Origin of the sequence: Pseudomonas sp. R76 (genome assembly GCF_009834565.1) — a bacterium.
In the GTDB taxonomy this organism is placed as follows: Bacteria; Pseudomonadota; Gammaproteobacteria; order Pseudomonadales; family Pseudomonadaceae; genus Aquipseudomonas.
In genome coordinates, this window is record NZ_CP019428.1 from 4751517 (window position 1) to 4767831 (window position 16315).

The window sequence follows — 16315 nt, forward strand, 5'->3', positions numbered from 1 at the left end:
CAAGGAGCAAATGATGAACCTGGATACCTGGCTGCTGTTCAGTGGTGCTGCATTGATCGTGATCCTGATTCCGGGGCCACTGTCACTGCTGATGATCAGCAACAGCCTTAACTACGGCTTGCGCCGCTCCTACCCGGCGTTTCTGGGCGGGGTGTTTGCGTCGATCTGCTTGTTGAGTGCTTCGGCCCTGGGTCTGGGTGCATTGTTGCTGGCCTCGGAACAACTGTTCAGTGCCTTGAAAATCGTCGGCGCGGCCTACCTGTTCTACCTCGCCTGGCAGAGCTGGCAGCAATCGCGCCAACCGAGCCAGGGCGCGGTGGTGCCGGCGGCTGCCGCGACGCCACGGTTTCGTACACTGTTTGGCCGGGCTTTTGTGTTGGGCGCCAGCAACCCCAAGGACATCCTGTTTTTCGCCGCCTTCCTGCCGCAGTTTCTCAACAGCCAGCAGCCGTTCCTGCCACAGTTGCTGGTGATGATCGCCACCTGGACCGTGCTCGACCTGTTGTGCAAACTGACTTACGGCCTGGGCGCCCATGGTGCTGCGCGGTATCTGCGCAGCGGCAGGGGCCAGAGCTGGTTCAACCGGGTCAGCGCTACATTGTTTGGCGGCGCCGGCATTATCTCGTTGATCAAGGTCAGGGGTTCACTTTGACGAAATAGACGGTTGGATTGAGCATTCCCTTAACGGGCCATTGGATGCCAGCGCAAATCCGCTCCAAGCGCCGTTCCTGCATCGCGCTGCTGACGCCTGCAAGCGTCGAAGTGCCGTGTGCGTTGATGGCTTCCGTAATCCACTTATCCGTCAGCTTCGTTCTGAACATTAATCGTCCCGTCTCAACCCATTCGTATGACACGTAGTACAGCTTGTTGGAGCGCGGATGAGAAAGAATCGACTCTTGACTGAGACCCCTGGTACGCGCCACTGATACGTCCTGGACGATAAAGCCCTGCCGCTCCAGTACCTCCCTGGCCGCGGCGCGTAGCGCAGCCAACCGCTGCTGCCTGAGCCAGACCTTGTCTGGCACGACACCGAATTTCAGACGCGGGTCTAATGCAAAAGGCGGCATAAAGTCGACGCGCATGAAGCCAGGCGCCTTGCCCTCATAACCGATGTATAAAAATGGCTTGCGCCTGTCATTAGGGCGCAACATCCTCAGCAAATCATCGGTCTGGCCAGGCCTTGCGGGGGCCGGGGGCAACCAATCGTCAAAGGTCGCACGCAGACCGAGCAGATGACCGGCCGTTGCAGGGGCGGACGGGCCTGTCAATTCAATCATCCTTGCGACTGCAAATTCTCGGCTTTTAGGTGTCAGGGTGGGGAAGGCCGTGCCTACATAGTCCGTCAACGACCTATCGAACAAGGGTTCGTGAATCCGCCATGTGCCAGCCGGATTGCGTGACACAGGAATAGGCTGTTCATGAAGTGCCGTGCTTGCCCAACGCTCAATGTCAGTCCTGGCCAAGGACAGCGGCTCATTCTTGTGAATAAACACGATTTGGTTGAGCGGGGCCTGATCACCGTGGGGCAGCAACCTGTAATAACCACTGCGCGGATCCGGAGGGGCCACCCGCAGGGCATTGAAGGACAGTGCTCCGGGTTCCGAGGCAATACGAAATATCCCGGGTGCCGCAGCGTTGGTTGACGCGGTCCCTTGAAGCGAAATGCGCCAATGTAACCAATGGCTGTTCGACGCGGATGACTGAAGGATTCTGTTTTGCGTAGCCGTGCGCACAGCGGGAGGTCGCCAGTCCGATGACGGGTCCAGCACGCTCCACGGATGAAGCGCCCCCGAAGTCGCCCCCGCCCCAGGTAGAGGCGCGTCCGCACCGAGTAACCACTCCCTGGATTGGTGAATGTTCAAGATCAGTTCTTCCGGCGCTTCGACTTGCGGGTTTCTCAGGCGTAGACCCCATTCATTCTCGCGCTGATACACCGGGTAAATATCCTCGCCCTCGACCAGTAACTGCTGGCCATTCTTCACATACCGCCCCTTGCCTCCCGGCCCCTGCAACTCAATGGCGCCCTCCAAGCCACCCGATGATCTGAAGCGCTCCAGCAGATTGAGGGGTTTGCTCGGCGCCACTTTCAGCCCTGCACGGGCAAAGCCTTGATGACGATGCACGGGAGCCAGGGACGCCCGAGCAGCGCGGGCGCCCTTGGGGCCTGGGGCAAAAGTCAGCAGCACATCGACAAAGGAAAGTACCGTCAAAAACGCCACATCCACCGCGTCATGGGCAGAGCCGCTGAAATGATAGCGCCGCGCGACGAGCAGCATTTCATAGAGGCTGGCACCGATGCCCAGCACCGGGACAAACGACAGTACCCCCCGAATCGTTGCGTCATACTGCTCGCCCAAACGCTGTTCGCGGTACTCCTGCAACGCCTGGGCGGACTGGGATTGCGCTTGAGTACGGCGTTGCAGGTCGAACACCTGGGCATGGGCCAGCAACGCCATTGCATTGCCTCCGGACGTGGGCACAGCGGCCAACCAGGCTTGGGGCAGCAGCGCAATCTGTTCCTTGATCTGGGCCTCGACGCTGTCCTGGGCGACTGCCGGCACCTTATGCCGAACCGTGAAAAACTCGGCGACCCAGCTCACCACGCGCTCCATCGCCACAATGCCCAGCCGCCCCGAAAAACGCCGCCTGGGGCTCACCCCGTGGTCTTCAACGGGGTAATGGTCAAGCGCCTCGGACTCCCAGCCGGGCGCCACCTGGCGCGCCAGCACTTTCAGGTTATCGGGTAATGCGCCCAGTCGGTTCAAGGCTCGCTCGGCCTCGACCAGGCTGGCGTACCCGACAATCACCCGGCTTGCCAGTGCCGTAGGCCAATACACCACACACAGCCCCGAAAGTTTGTCATGAATCAACAACACCCCGGCAATGTGGCGATCCTGCTCCAGGGTCACGCCCACCAGGCGCAGCACCGCCAGTTGCACATCGAACCCGTCGGCATTCAAGTCACCGGCCGAGCGCGCGGCCATAGCAAAGGTAAACAGGCGCTGGGCCTCGTCGCTCAGGCCTTCTTGCACCGCCGAATACAGCTGCATCTCGGCGCGTTGCTGCAAGGCCCGATAGACCAGCGCCTGGGACAGGCCGGTGGACGCACCTGAAGTGGATACCGGTGGGTAAAAAGCCCGCTGAATGTGCTTGTCGTACTCGCCCCCCACATCCAGCGACGCGATCATTTTGATCAGGTAAGCCACGCTCAAACGGTCTTTCCAGTGCGGGTCCAGCCAGCGCGCGCGGTTCAAGCGCCAGCGCGTCCAGGGCGCCTTGGGGTCGAGGTTGTGCAGCGCCAATTGCAGCAGGCTGAAGATCGTACGCTGGGGGCTGACCACCATTTTCACGTCGCGATCGCCCACCGCACACTGGCTCGACCAGCCACACAGCTGGGAACTCACATCATCAGGCAAATCAAGCAAGGGTTTGTCGATATCCAGCTGCGGGTAAAACCCGTCTTCGCTCAATCGTGCAATCAGCGCGTCGCGGGCAAACGCCTCAAGGTCCGGCAAGTCTTGCCAGAGTTTGTTTTCCACTGCCCAGGCGTTCGCCAGATAACGGCGTGACAACTGCTTGTAGTGTTTGCGCTGGCCCGTCGAGGCGATGCCGAGCCACGCAGGCAGCTTTTTCGCCTGCCTGGCCGTCTCCTGCAGCAGGTTGACGTTGGCCAGGGCCAGTGTTCGCGCATCATTGGCGGGTATTTGCAGGCACTCGAACAACTCTTGAGCCAGCAGCATGGCGCTTAACGGCGGGTCACTCATCTCACTGAACAGCCTTTCGCCCTGGTCGATACGTTTTTGCAGCGCTTGGTAATGCTGCAACAGATTGAGGAACAGGTCCTTGAGTACATTGCGCTCGATCAGCGTGTAGCTCACCAGGGGCGTGCCCTTGGGCAGCGCGCTGATCGCAGCCCGCACCTGCGCACGCTGGTGACGCCCAATGCAGCGCCACAGCATGGACCCGTCGCGACTTTTCAGGCTGGCCTGCAGGCCATCGGCGAAGGCGTTCAGGCTGTCGAAAGGTACCAGCCCGCCCTGCTGCCCCATCACGTATAACACCACCGGGTGCCGGCCGGCCGGTTGAGCCCGAGCCGCGTTGGTTGTCACCAACACCGCGCCGAGCAATGGGTACAAGGAAGCCGCCTCGCCGCCCACCGCGACCTGCAACACACAGGTATCCGTAGGTTGCTGACCGGGCACCCACGACTCACTCAGCGCCGCATTCACCAGTTGCAGATGCGCGGGGGTTATCAGCTTCAAGCGCTGTTGCAGCTGGGCCTCATGGAGCAGTGCCCGACGCTGTGCGCCCCCCAACAATGAGCCACGACTGAGCGCCCCCTGGGGTTTTTCCAGCCAGAACGCCTTTTGCAACAGGCGCTCGTGTGGGCCATGCGCCCACTTGCGCGCCGTCTCCACCTGTTCCTGCCATTGGCGCTCAAGGTCTAAAACCTCTTGGAAGGCCGCGCTGTCGTTGGCAATGTTCGTCGCATCCAGCAAGGCGACAAGGCCTTTTTCATAGCGTTTGAGCAGCGCTTCGCGAGTGTTCAACGCAAGCCCCGATGCCAGGCTGCCGAACGCAATTTCGCCAGCCCGACGCCGGTGGTCCCACTCCAGCAAGGTGTTCAGGGTGCTGCCCAACCGGGCAAACCCTACCAGGCGCGAGCGGCCCTTTTGAATGTACTTGAGTAACCGTTTTACATCCGGCGCGGCTGACTGGCCCGCCCCTTGAATGCCGACCGCCGCGGGGTTGATCGACAATGCACACGCCAGCTCGTTATCCCACTGCGCCTCCAGTAACTCAGTGGCGCTGGCGAGCAACGCATCCTCTTGATGCGGGCCAATGAGTTGAAGGGTAAACGCGCTCGGCGTAGCGCTTGGCGTGTCACACAGTTCATGCCAGCGGCGCAGCGGCAGGCACTGCCACAAAACACGGCTCAGCGGGCCGTTGACCAACACCGGCAGGTCGCATTGCAGTCGGTGCCAGGAGCTGAACTCGTAAAACTCACGCGAAAGGCCCGGCAGGTAAATCACATGGGGCGTATCACCCACCACGCCCTCACGGTAAATATGCAAGGCCCCAGGGATCGGCACCAGTGCCTGGTTCGTGCCGGGCCACGCGACCCTGCTCACCTGAATGCACGCCCATTCCCCACCGGCCCGCCGTCGTGCGTCAGCACCCGGCAACTCCATCAACTGGCGCAGCATGGCAAAGCCGTTGTCGGAAAGCTGGTACACCTGATGCGCGAGCAGCGCATTCTCGGCGAACACTGACTTGCGCAATTGCGCCCAGTGTTGCTTGCGGGTCAGCCAGGAGCCTTGCGCCAGTTGCTGCCAATACGCGCGCATGGCGGCGTCAAGCCGACCAAGCAACGCCAGGCCGTTGATCCGCTCCAGTGCTTCACGGGCGGTAAACGGCAATGGGCGGGAAGGATCGTCCTTAACGCTCAATGCCGTGAACTGGTTAATGTTGAGCGGCACGTAGGGCTGGATGAGCAAGCCCAATGCGCGCTCGGTCAGGCTGTCGATCCGTTGGGTAAGAGCCGGTGGCCGAGGTTCGCTGAACAGCACCGTGTCCGGGTCCAGGCCAAAGGCTTCGCGTAACGCGCCGCGCAAAATCCCCAGCACTCTGGGCGCACGCCCGATCAGGCCACTGAGCGCCTTTGCTGCTTTGCTGCCCCGTACTTGGGCTTCGTACAGGCGATTGATTTCAGCACTGGGCTGCATGACGTCGTTGAGCCGGCGGGTCAACAGCACACGAATGGCCGCGTCGCGATCCGCGCTCGAGGTGTTCGGATCATCGAAATCAAGTGTGTCGGCCCAGGCGGCTTCAGCGGCCAACCCAGCGGTGGTGTCGGTACTCATGGCGGACTCTTCCGTAGCGAAAGAGCCGAGCCTAGGCACCCCGACCGTGAAGGGTGCGTTACATAGTTGGGCGGCCTGCGGCCACGCAACAGGCGAAAAAAAGCCCGCAGTGTGGGCGGGCGAAAAACCAACGAAGAGCTTTGGGGGTGTGAAGCGAGGTGACGACTCAGCTACCGCGATAAGTGGAGTAGCTGTAAGGCGAAATCAGTAGCGGGACATGGTAGTGATCCTGCTCGGCGCTGATGCCGAAGCGCAACACCACGACGTCGAGAAACGCAGGTTCCGGCAGTTGCACACCACGGGCGCGGTAGTAATCACCGGCGCTGAATTGCAGCTGGTAAACGCCGCTGCGGTAGTCGTCGCCTTGCAGCAACGGCGCGTCGCAGCGGCCGTCGCTATTGGTGGTGGCGGTGGCAACCAGTTCCAGCTGGGCACCTTCGACGCGGTACAGTTCAACCGTGATTGCGCTGCCGGGGCAGCCATGTGCGGCGTCCAAAACGTGTGTGGTCAAGCGTCCCATGGCGTCTGCGCGCCTCCCGAAGTCAGTAGATAAGAAGACCGCACTTTTTCAGGGCATCAAAAAAGCCGGCGATGGCTGATTAAGACACTTTTTAAAAAAATTGTACACAATAAAAATCACAAACCTTTTGATCACCCCAGCCACGTTAACTGCCGGGGCGTTTATCAGGTAATCCTTGCTTTTTAACGACCTTTTGTCCTTTAGCTGACCGGGTAGGCAAGTTTCTTGCTAAGTCTTATTCCCAGGGTTCTGCAGAAAAAATGCAGAAATGTAGGCTTACAAAGTTGGCGATAAGTTGTATACAATCACTCATCGCTGTGACGCCACCCAGTCTTTTCACTGCCCGGCCGCCACACACACCGCTACCACGAACAAGAAGGAAGACTGCAGTGAGCGCTGACTACCCACGCGACCTGATCGGTTACGGCAGTAACCCTCCTCACCCCCACTGGCCGGGCAACGCACGCATCGCGCTGTCTTTCGTACTCAACTACGAAGAAGGCGGTGAACGCAACATATTGCACGGCGACAAAGAGTCCGAAGCCTTCCTTTCGGAAATGGTCTCGGCCCAGCCGCTGCAAGGCGAGCGCAACATGAGCATGGAGTCGCTGTACGAATACGGCAGCCGTGCCGGTGTATGGCGCATCCTCAGGCTGTCTAAAGAGTTCGACATTCCGCTGACCATCTTCGCCGTGGCCATGGCCGCGCAGCGCCACCCGAATGTGATCCGTGCGATGGTCGCTGCCGGCCATGAGATCTGCAGCCACGGCTACCGCTGGATCGACTACCAGTACATGGACGAGGCCCAGGAGCGCGAGCACATGCTCGAAGCCATCCGCATCCTCACCGAGCTGACCGGCGAACGCCCACTGGGCTGGTATACCGGGCGCACCGGCCCTAACACCCGCCGACTGGTGATGGAGGAAGGCGGCTTCCTCTACGACTGCGACACCTACGACGACGACCTGCCTTACTGGGAACCCAACAACCCCACCGGCAAGCCGCACCTGGTGATTCCGTACACCCTGGACACCAACGACATGCGCTTCACCCAGGTGCAGGGTTTCAACAAGGGCGATGACTTTTTCGAATACCTCAAGGACGCCTTCGACGTGCTGTATGCCGAAGGTGCCGAAGCACCGAAGATGCTCTCGATCGGCCTGCATTGCCGCCTGATCGGCCGCCCGGCGCGCCTCGCCGCCCTGAAGCGTTTTATCGAATACGCCAAGGGCCATGAACAAGTCTGGTTCACCCGCCGCGTCGACATTGCCCGTCACTGGCACGAAACCCACCCGTACACGGGAGCGGCGAAATGACTGCGTTCCACACCTTGAAACCCTCGACCCTGAGCCGCGATGCGTTTGTCGCAGCCTTCGCCGACATCTACGAACATTCGCCATGGGTGGCCGAAAAGGCCTTCGACCTGGGCCAGGACAGCTCGATTGATGAGATCGAAACCCTGCACCAGCGCATGAGCGACATCCTGTTGAGCGCTGATCACGCCAGCCAGCTGGCACTGATCAACGCTCACCCGGACTTGGCGGGCAAAGCTGCCGTCCAGGGCCAACTCACCCAAGCCAGCACCGATGAGCAAGCTGGCGCGGGGATTCACCAATGCTCGAGCGAGGAGTTTTCTCGCTTCACCGAGCTGAACGATGCCTACAAGGCCAAGTTCAAGTTTCCCTTCATCATGGCGGTAAAAGGCAGCAACCGGCATCAAATTCTCGCCGCGTTTGAAACGCGCATTCACAACTCGGTAGACGCCGAGTTCAAATGTGCCCTGGCCGAGATCAACAAAATCGCGTTGTTCCGTTTACTGACTCTTTAAGCAGACCTGGCCCGAGCGATTCATGAACGCCCAGGGCCTGGCGAGCATCCCAAGCCACTCTATTTAAGGCAGACAAGAAGAATGAAAGCGCAACCCGTACCTTTCGAGAAATTCGTCAACCTGGCCGACGCGCGTCTGGGCACCAAGATCCTTTCGGTGACCGATGACTGGTTCGCTGACGCCAACCGCCTGTTCCAGCCCACCCCGGCCGTGTGGAAGGAGGGCGTTTTCGATGACAACGGCAAGTGGATGGACGGCTGGGAATCGCGCCGCAAGCGCTTCGAAGGCTACGACAGTGCGGTGATCCGCCTGGGCGTACCGGGCTCGATCAAAGGCGTGGACATCGACACTTCATTCTTCACCGGCAACTACCCGCCGTCGGCCTCCCTGGAAGCCTGCTTCCTGGCCTCGGGCGACCCTGATGAAAACACCCAGTGGGTGGAAGTGCTGTCGGCCGTCGAGCTGCAAGGCAACAGCCACCACTACCACGAGATCAGCAACGACAAGGCGTTCAGCCACCTGCGCTTCAACATCTACCCGGATGGCGGCGTGGCCCGCTTGCGTGTGTACGGCGTGCCGTTCCGCGACTGGTCCTCGGTGGGTGACAACGAACAGGTCGACCTGGCTGCCGCACTCAATGGTGGTCGCGCCCTGGCCTGCTCCGATGAACACTTCGGCCGCATGAGCAACATCCTCAACCCGGGCCGTGGCATCAACATGGGCGACGGCTGGGAAACCGCACGTCGTCGCACGCCGGGCAATGACTGGGTGATCGTCGCGCTGGGCCACCCCGGCGAGATCGAGAAAATCATCGTCGACACCCTGCACTTCAAAGGCAACTACCCGGACACTTGCTCGATCCAGGGCGCGTTCGTGAAGGGCGGCACCGACAGCCAGATCGAAACCCAATCGCTGTTCTGGCGCGAACTGCTGCCGGCACAGAAACTGGAAATGCACGCCGAACATACGTTTGCCGAGCAGATCAAGGCGCTGGGACCGATTACCCATATCCGCCTGAACGTGTTCCCGGATGGTGGTGTGAGCCGTTTGCGCGTCTTGGGCAAGGTCGCCAAGTAACAACCAATCGTTCCCACGCTCCGCGTGGGCATGCATACCGTGACGCTCTGCGTCACAACAGCGGACGCAGAGCGTCCAGGGCGGCGTTCCCACGCAGAGCGTGGGAACGATCCACAGAACTCGGATAAGAGACAGCCATGCGCACACTGATGATCGAACCCCTGACCAAAGAAGCCTTCGCACCTTTCGGAGACGTCATCGAAACCGATGGCAGCGATCACTTCATGATCAACAACGGGTCGACCATGCGCTTTCACAAGCTGGCAACGGTAGAAACCGCACAGCCTGAAGACAACGCGATCATCAGCATCTTCCGCGCCGACGCGCTGGCTATGCCGCTGACCGTGTGCATGCTGGAGAGACACCCGCTGGGCAGCCAGGCCTTCATACCGCTGCTCGGCAACCCCTTTCTGATCGTGGTCGCGCCACTTGGCGATGCACCTGTATCGGGCTTGGTCCGCGCCTTCGTTACCAACGGCAGGCAGGGCATTAATTACCATCGCGGCGTCTGGCACCACCCGGTGCTGACGATCGAAAAGCGGGATGACTTCCTGGTGGTTGATCGCAGTGGCACAGGCAATAACTGCGATGAGCATTTTTTCAAAGAGGATGAGCGGTTGATCCTCGCCCCCCACCAATAAGAGAAGGTCTGATCACCCGACAACAAGGGTGACAGGCGAGAGGTAAAGACTGTGGAAGCACATTTGATGGAATGGCTGAACCTGAGCGTGCGCTGGGTTCACATGATCACTGGCGTCGCCTGGATCGGCGCTTCGTTCTACTTCGTCTGGCTGGAAAACAACCTCAATCGCGTCAACCCCAAGGACGGCCTGGCCGGTGACTTGTGGGCGATCCACGGTGGCGGTATCTACCACCTGGAAAAATACAAACTGGCCCCACCGACCATGCCGGACAACCTGCACTGGTTCAAATGGGAAGCCTATTTCACCTGGATGTCGGGCATCGCGCTGCTGTGCGTGGTGTTCTACGCCAACCCGACCTTGTACCTGCTGGCCCCGGGCAGCAGCCTCAGTGGCCCCGAAGGCGTACTGCTGGGCCTCGGCTCACTGTTCGTCGGCTGGTTCATCTACTCCTTCCTCTGCGACTCGGCCCTGGGCAAACGCCCTGCCCTGCTCGGTTTGATCCTGTTCGTGCTGTTGATTGCCGCCGCGTACGGCTTCAGCAAAGTGTTCAGCGGCCGTGGCGCCTACCTGCACGTGGGTGCGGTGATCGGCACCATCATGGTCGGTAACGTGTTCCGCATCATCATGCCGGCGCAGCGTGCGCTGGTGGCGGCGATCGCCGAGAACCGCACGCCGGACCCGGCCCTGCCGGCCAAGGGGTTGCTGCGCTCACGGCACAACAACTACTTCACCTTGCCGGTGCTGTTCATCATGATCAGCAACCACTTCCCGAGCACCTACGGCAGCCAATACAACTGGCTGATCCTGGCCGGGATCGCGGTGGCGGCGGTGTTGGTGCGTCACTACTTCAACACCCGTCACAACAGCCAGAAGTATGCGTGGACCTTGCCGGTGGGCGCGTTGGCGATGATTTGCCTGGCCTACGTGACCGGCCCGAAACCCGTGGCGACTGCACCGGACGTGGCCAAGGCACCGGCGGCCATCGAGTACCAGCCATTGCCGGAAACCGCGCTGGGTGGTGGCCTCAAACCCGCCGCGCCAGCCGCCCCGGCAGCACCTGCTGCGGCGCCTGCGCCCGCCCAGGCGTCAATTGATTTCGACAAGGTGCACGGGGTGATCCAGGAACGCTGCGCCGTGTGCCATTCGGCCAAGCCCACCAGCCCGCTGTTCAGCACCGCGCCGGCCGGCGTGATGTTCGACACCCCGGCGCAGATCCAGCAGCAGGCCGCGCGCATTCAAGCACAGGCCGTGGCCAGCCAGATCATGCCGCTGGGCAACATCACCCAGATGACCCAGCAGGAGCGGGATTTGATTGGCACCTGGATCAATCAGGGAGCACGCACCAACTGACAGCCTGATGCAAATCCAAATGTGTGAAGGGCTTGTGTGGGAGCTGGCTTGCCTGCGATCGCATCACCTCGGTAGACCTGATTCACCGAGGTGCTTGCATCGCAGGCAAGCCAGCTCCCACACAGGCCAGCTCCCACAATTGAGATCAGCGTAGCTCTGATGATCGCGTTTCAAATGGCAATTGAATGCCAAACAACACAAAAATAAAAAGATCCGAGGTGTTGCATGTCCCAGTTAGAACCGCAGACTCCTGCCGTGCCCGCGATGGTGCGGCTGCCCCTCTTGCAACTGATTCTGGTAGGCCTGCAACACGTCTTGCTGATGTACGGCGGCGCCGTCGCCGTGCCCCTGATTATTGGCCAGGCCGCGGGCCTCGGCCGTGAAGAAATCGCCTTTCTGATCAACGCCGACCTGCTCGTAGCGGGCATCGCCACCATGGTGCAGTCGTTCGGCATCGGCCCGGTGGGCATTCGCATGCCGGTGATGATGGGCGCCAGTTTCGCCGCCGTCGGCAGCATGGTCGCCATGGCCGGCATGCCCGGCATCGGCTTGCAGGGCATCTTTGGTGCGACGATCGCCGCCGGTTTCTTCGGCCTGCTGATCGCGCCGTTCATGTCCAAGGTCGTGCGCTTTTTCCCACCCTTGGTCACCGGCACCGTCATCACCGCCATCGGCCTGTCGCTGTTTCCGGTGGCCGTGAACTGGGCCGGTGGCGGCAGCGCTGCCGCCACCTTTGGCTCGCCGGTTTACCTGGCGATTGCCGCGTTGGTACTGGGCACCATCCTGCTGATCAACCGCTTCATGCGCGGCTTCTGGGTGAATATCTCGGTGCTGATCGGCATGGCCCTCGGCTACGGTTTGTGCGGCATGCTCGGCATGGTCGACCTCAGCGGCCTGGCCCAAGCGCCGTGGGTGCAGGTGGTGACGCCGCTGCACTTTGGCATGCCCAAGTTCGAGTTGGCGCCCATCCTGTCGATGTGCCTGGTGGTCGTCATTATCTTCGTCGAGTCCACCGGCATGTTCCTCGCCCTGGGCAAAATCACCGGCCAGGAGGTCACGCCAAAGATGCTGCGCCGTGGCTTGCTGTGTGATGCCGGCGCGTCGTTTTTTGCCGGTTTCTTCAACACCTTTACCCATTCCTCGTTCGCGCAGAATATCGGCCTGGTGCAGATGACCGGCGTGCGCTGCCGTTCGGTGACGATCATGGCCGGCGCCTTTTTGATTGTGCTCAGCCTGCTGCCCAAAGCCGCCTTCCTGGTGGCGTCGATTCCACCGGCGGTGCTTGGCGGCGCGGCGATTGCCATGTTCGGCATGGTCGCGGCCACCGGCATCAAGATCCTCCAGGAAGCCGACATCGCCGACCGCCGCAACCAGTTGCTGGTAGCGGTGAGCATCGGCATGGGCCTGATCCCGGTGGTGCGTCCGGAGTTCTTCGCGCAACTGCCGCTATGGATGAGCCCGATTACCCACAGCGGGATCGCCATGGCCACCCTCAGCGCGTTGTCGCTGAATGTACTGTTCAACATCCTCGGCGGGGCTGAACGCCCCGTCGTCGCCTCTACACACTGATGCGTTCCTGCTCTTAACAAAAACAATAACGAACAGGTAAACCCCTCATGCACACCATTCACCTGGGGCAGGCCACAAGCCGCGCCCCATTCTTGCCCCACGCGCTCTCTAACAGCGCACTTGAGCCAAGGCCTGAGAGCCAGTATTCTCCGCGCCCGCTCGAATCGACTCAAAAAAAAACAGCGAATGTAAAAGCTGACTGCAGGGCCAACTTATCCTGGCCCCGTGTCCGCGGCCAACGTGCACTAAGAACCTGCGTAATCGACTGCATCAAGTGCAGCCGAAGGCGTTTTATTGGCTTTTTGAACACCTTGGCGCAGCTCTTGCTAAAAGCATTAAAGCTGACCAAACAGACGATTTTTGCAGCGAACCAAAAGGCGCCACACCAGAGCGCCTGCGTAGAAAAACAACCATAAAACTTTGACTCGGGAGCAACCGAATGAAACCTATGTTGAAAGGCCTGATGCTGGCGGGATCCCTGCTGGCCGGTGGCCAGGCCATGGCCGGCGACTTGTTGCAGTGGCAGAACAACAGCCTGACTTACCTGTGGGGCAAGAACTTCACCGTCAACCCGCAGATTCAGCAAACCGTCACCTTCGAACATGCCGACGCCTGGAAGTACGGCGACAACTTCCTGTTCGTCGACCGCATCTTTTACAACGGCAAGGAAGACGGTAACGTCGGCCCAAGTACTTACTACGGCGAGTTCAGCCCGCGTTTGTCGTTCGGCAAGATTTTCGACAAAGACCTGTCATTCGGCCCAATCAAAGATGTGTTGCTGGCGTTCACTTACGAGTTCGGCGAAGGCGATAACGAGTCGTACTTGCTGGGCCCGGGCTTTGACTTGAACATCCCCGGTTTCGACTACTTCCAGTTGAACTTCTACCAACGCCAGACCGAAGGCAATCGGCCGGGTGACGGCGTCTGGCAGATCACCCCGGTCTGGTCGTACACCATCCCGGTGGGCAACTCCAACGTGTTGATCGACGGTTTCATGGACTGGGTGGTGGACAACGACAAGAACGCCCGTGGCACTTATCACGCCAACCTGCACTTCAACCCGCAGGTTAAATATGACCTGGGCAAGGCGCTGCACTGGAGCGAAAAACAGTTGTATGTGGGTTTTGAATACGACTACTGGAAGAACAAGTACGGGATCGAAGATTCCGGCGCGTTCAAGACTAACCAGGACACGGCGAGCTTCCTGGTCAAGTACCATTTCTAAATAACACTGCAAAACAAATGTGGGAGCGGGCTTGCTCGCGAATGCGGTGTGTCAGTCACTGAATCTGCTGACTGATCCACCGCATTCGCGAGCAAGCCCGCTCCCACATTTAGTTCACCGTCAGCCCAAGGAATTTGGACAATTCCTCGCGCTTGGCCAACGCATCCTTCCTGCCCAACTCAATCAACTCGCTGCAATACCCCGCCTCGAACAGCAGGTAACTCAGCACCCCTGCCCCACTGGTCTTGGTCGCCCCCGGCCCACGCAGGAACAGGCGCAACGCCGCCGGTAACTCCTGGCGATGGCGCGCGGCGATCTCGTCGATCGGCTGGCTCGGCGCAATCACCAATACCTCCACCGGCGCCAACCCCTGTATCGCCGCGTCCGCCGGCAAGACATGACTGAACTGGTTCAAACGCTCAAGCAATTCGATATCACTTTCCAGGCTGTCAATGAACGTGCTGTTAAGCATGTGCCCACCAATCTGCGCCAGGGTCGGTTCCTGGCCGGTGTACGTGCGTTGCGTCGCAGGTTCATTGCCGCGTGGGTTGCCGCTTACGCCCACCACCAGCACGCGGCTGGCGCCCAGGTGCAGCGCCGGGCTGATCGGCGCGGACTGGCGCACTGCGCCATCGCCGAAGTATTCCTGGTCGAGCTTGACCGGCGCGAACAGCAAGGGAATGGCCGAACTGGCCAGCAGGTGCTCAACCGTCAGTTGGGTCGGCAGGCCGATGCGTCGATGGCGCAGCCAGGCATTGATGGTGCCGCCGCCCTGATAGAAGGTCACCGCTTGCCCGGACTCATAACCGAAGGCCGTGACCGCGACGGCATGCAGATGGTTGTTGCGGATGGCCGCGTCGATCCCGTCCAGGTGCAGTTTGTCTTTGAGCAGCGCGCGCAGCGGCGTGCTGTCGAGCAACGCCACCGGCACCTGAGCGCCCAGGCCGAGCAGGCTGTGGATCAGGAAACGACTGGCCTGGCGGATCACGCCAGGCCAGTCGCTGCGCAGCACCAGATGGCTGCGAAAGCCCTGCCAGAACGCCGTCAGGCGCTCGATGGCGGCTTTGAAATCAGTCGCCCCGCTGGCCAGGCTCACCGCATTGATCGCCCCTGCCGACGTGCCGACGATCACCGGAAAAGGGTTCGGCGCCCCTGCTGGCAGCAACTCGGCAATCGCCGCCAAAACGCCCACCTGATACGCCGCTCGCGCCCCGCCGCCGGAAAGAATCAAGCCTGTGACCGGTTCAGCTGGGCGCATTGCATCACTCCATGTGGCGAACAGTAGGTGTTATCGACGGCGCTTTTCGTACAGCTTAGGCTCACCCGGCGGCCGGCTCTTGAAGCGCCGGTGGGTCCACAGGTATTGCTCGGGGCATTCACGTACCGAGGCTTCGACCCACTGGTTGATGCGCAGGCAGTCGATCTCATCGGTTTCGCCGGGGAAGTCGGTCAACGGCGGGTGGATCACCAGGCGGTAACCACTGCCGTCAGCCAGGCGTTCCTGGGTGAACGGCACCACCAGCGCCTTGCCCAGGCGTGCGAACTTGCTGGTGGCGGTGACGGTGGCGGCCTGGATGCCGAACAGCGGCACGAAGACGCTCTGCTTGGCGCCGTAGTCCTGGTCCGGCGCATACCAGATGGCACGGCCGGCGCGCAGCAGCTTGAGCATGCCGCGCACGTCTTCGCGCTCGATGGCCAGGGAGTCAAGGTTGTGCCGCTCGCGGCCACGGCGCTGGATGAAGTCGAACAGCGGGTTGCCGTGCTCGCGGTACATGCCATCGATGGTGTGTTTCTGGCCGAGCAACGCCGCGCCGATTTCCAGGGTGGTGAAGTGCAGGGCCATGAGGATCACGCCCTTGCCATCCAACTGCGCCTGCTTGAGGTGCTCAAGCCCTTCGACATGCGCCAGGCGCGCCAGGCGCGGGCGCGACCACCACCAGCTCATGGCCATTTCAAAGAAGGCGATGCCGGTGGAGGCGAAGTTTTCCTTGAGCAGCCTCTTGCGCTCCCTGGCGGATTTTTCCGGGAAGCACAGTTCCAGGTTGCGTGCGGCGATGCGGCGACGTTCGCCGGCCACGCGGTACATGCCCGCGCCTAATAAGCGACCAATGGTCAATAGCGCGCGGTACGGCAACTGAGTGATCAGCCACAGCAGGCCGAGTCCCAGCCATAGCAGCCAAAAACGCGGGTGAAAAAATACAGCTCGAAAACGCGGGCGATCCATTACAGATTCCGGTA

At 60.8% G+C, this 16315-nt stretch carries 12 protein-coding genes; 8 read left to right on the top strand and 4 right to left on the bottom strand.

The genetic code is table 11. From position 1 onward, the window contains the following. Positions 1-13 precede the first annotated feature (13 nt). Entirely contained in the window at positions 14-652 is a 639-nt protein-coding gene (locus tag PspR76_RS21365) for a LysE family translocator (protein ID WP_159958507.1), read from the top strand. On the opposite strand, the gene PspR76_RS21370 is transcribed toward PspR76_RS21365, so the two are convergent. Both PspR76_RS21370 and uraH read right to left on the bottom strand, forming a co-directional pair. Then, a complete protein-coding gene (locus PspR76_RS21370) occupies positions 636-5864 on the bottom strand; it encodes a dermonecrotic toxin domain-containing protein (protein WP_159958509.1) in 5229 nt (1742 codons plus the stop codon). The two genes, PspR76_RS21365 and PspR76_RS21370, sit on opposite strands and share 17 nt — an antisense overlap. A gap of 166 nt (positions 5865-6030) precedes the next feature. Continuing rightward, entirely contained in the window at positions 6031-6384 is a 354-nt protein-coding gene (gene uraH, locus PspR76_RS21375) for a hydroxyisourate hydrolase (RefSeq protein ID WP_159958511.1), read from the bottom strand. 389 nt (positions 6385-6773) lie between these two features. On the opposite strand from uraH, the gene puuE reads away from it, so the two are divergent. The 7 genes from puuE (at position 6774) to PspR76_RS21410 (ending at position 14077) form a co-directional block, all read left to right on the top strand. Next, entirely contained in the window at positions 6774-7700 is a 927-nt protein-coding gene (gene puuE / locus PspR76_RS21380) for an allantoinase PuuE (RefSeq protein ID WP_159958513.1), read from the top strand. Continuing rightward, a complete protein-coding gene (gene uraD, locus PspR76_RS21385) occupies positions 7697-8212 on the top strand; it encodes a 2-oxo-4-hydroxy-4-carboxy-5-ureidoimidazoline decarboxylase (protein WP_159958515.1) in 516 nt (171 codons plus the stop codon). Before puuE ends, uraD begins: the two co-directional genes overlap by 4 nt. Before the next feature lie 81 nt (positions 8213-8293). Beyond that, positions 8294-9289: an allantoicase gene (alc, locus tag PspR76_RS21390; RefSeq protein WP_159958517.1), complete on the top strand. Its 996-nt coding sequence runs from the start codon at positions 8294-8296 to the stop codon at positions 9287-9289. A gap of 137 nt (positions 9290-9426) precedes the next feature. Next, the gene (locus tag PspR76_RS21395) at positions 9427-9930 is read left to right on the top strand and encodes an ureidoglycolate lyase (RefSeq protein ID WP_159958519.1); all 504 of its coding nucleotides are present in this window, start codon (positions 9427-9429) and stop codon (positions 9928-9930) included. 51 nt (positions 9931-9981) lie between these two features. Further along, positions 9982-11283: a urate hydroxylase PuuD gene (locus PspR76_RS21400; RefSeq protein ID WP_159958521.1), complete on the top strand. Its 1302-nt coding sequence runs from the start codon at positions 9982-9984 to the stop codon at positions 11281-11283. Positions 11284-11508: 225 nt separating this feature from the next. Then, a complete protein-coding gene (locus tag PspR76_RS21405; RefSeq protein WP_159958523.1) occupies positions 11509-12852 on the top strand; it encodes a nucleobase:cation symporter-2 family protein in 1344 nt (447 codons plus the stop codon). A gap of 439 nt (positions 12853-13291) precedes the next feature. Beyond that, on the top strand, positions 13292-14077 hold the full coding sequence (locus tag PspR76_RS21410; RefSeq protein WP_159958525.1) for an outer membrane protein OmpK: 786 nt from the start codon (positions 13292-13294) through the stop codon (positions 14075-14077). A 109-nt stretch (positions 14078-14186) separates the two neighbouring features. Here PspR76_RS21410 and PspR76_RS21415 read toward each other — a convergent pair whose 3' ends face one another. Further along, positions 14187-15335, bottom strand: coding sequence for a patatin-like phospholipase family protein (locus tag PspR76_RS21415; protein WP_159958527.1), 1149 nt, complete (start codon positions 15333-15335; stop codon positions 14187-14189). Between the two features lie 30 nt (positions 15336-15365). Beyond that, positions 15366-16301, bottom strand: coding sequence for a lipid A biosynthesis lauroyl acyltransferase (locus PspR76_RS21420; RefSeq protein WP_159958528.1), 936 nt, complete (start codon positions 16299-16301; stop codon positions 15366-15368). Positions 16302-16315: the final 14 nt, after the last annotated feature.

Coding starts and splice junctions, on each gene's coding strand:
- PspR76_RS21395 (WP_159958519.1), top strand. CDS start 9,427: ATGCGCACACTGATGATCGAACCCCTGACCAAAGAAGCCTTCGCACCT.
- PspR76_RS21410 (WP_159958525.1), top strand. CDS start 13,292: ATGAAACCTATGTTGAAAGGCCTGATGCTGGCGGGATCCCTGCTGGCC.
- PspR76_RS21370 (WP_159958509.1), bottom strand. CDS start 5,864: ATGAGTACCGACACCACCGCTGGGTTGGCCGCTGAAGCCGCCTGGGCC.
- PspR76_RS21420 (WP_159958528.1), bottom strand. CDS start 16,301: ATGGATCGCCCGCGTTTTCGAGCTGTATTTTTTCACCCGCGTTTTTGG.
- alc (WP_159958517.1), top strand. CDS start 8,294: ATGAAAGCGCAACCCGTACCTTTCGAGAAATTCGTCAACCTGGCCGAC.
- uraD (WP_159958515.1), top strand. CDS start 7,697: ATGACTGCGTTCCACACCTTGAAACCCTCGACCCTGAGCCGCGATGCG.
- PspR76_RS21405 (WP_159958523.1), top strand. CDS start 11,509: ATGTCCCAGTTAGAACCGCAGACTCCTGCCGTGCCCGCGATGGTGCGG.
- uraH (WP_159958511.1), bottom strand. CDS start 6,384: ATGGGACGCTTGACCACACACGTTTTGGACGCCGCACATGGCTGCCCC.
- PspR76_RS21415 (WP_159958527.1), bottom strand. CDS start 15,335: ATGCGCCCAGCTGAACCGGTCACAGGCTTGATTCTTTCCGGCGGCGGG.
- PspR76_RS21365 (WP_159958507.1), top strand. CDS start 14: ATGAACCTGGATACCTGGCTGCTGTTCAGTGGTGCTGCATTGATCGTG.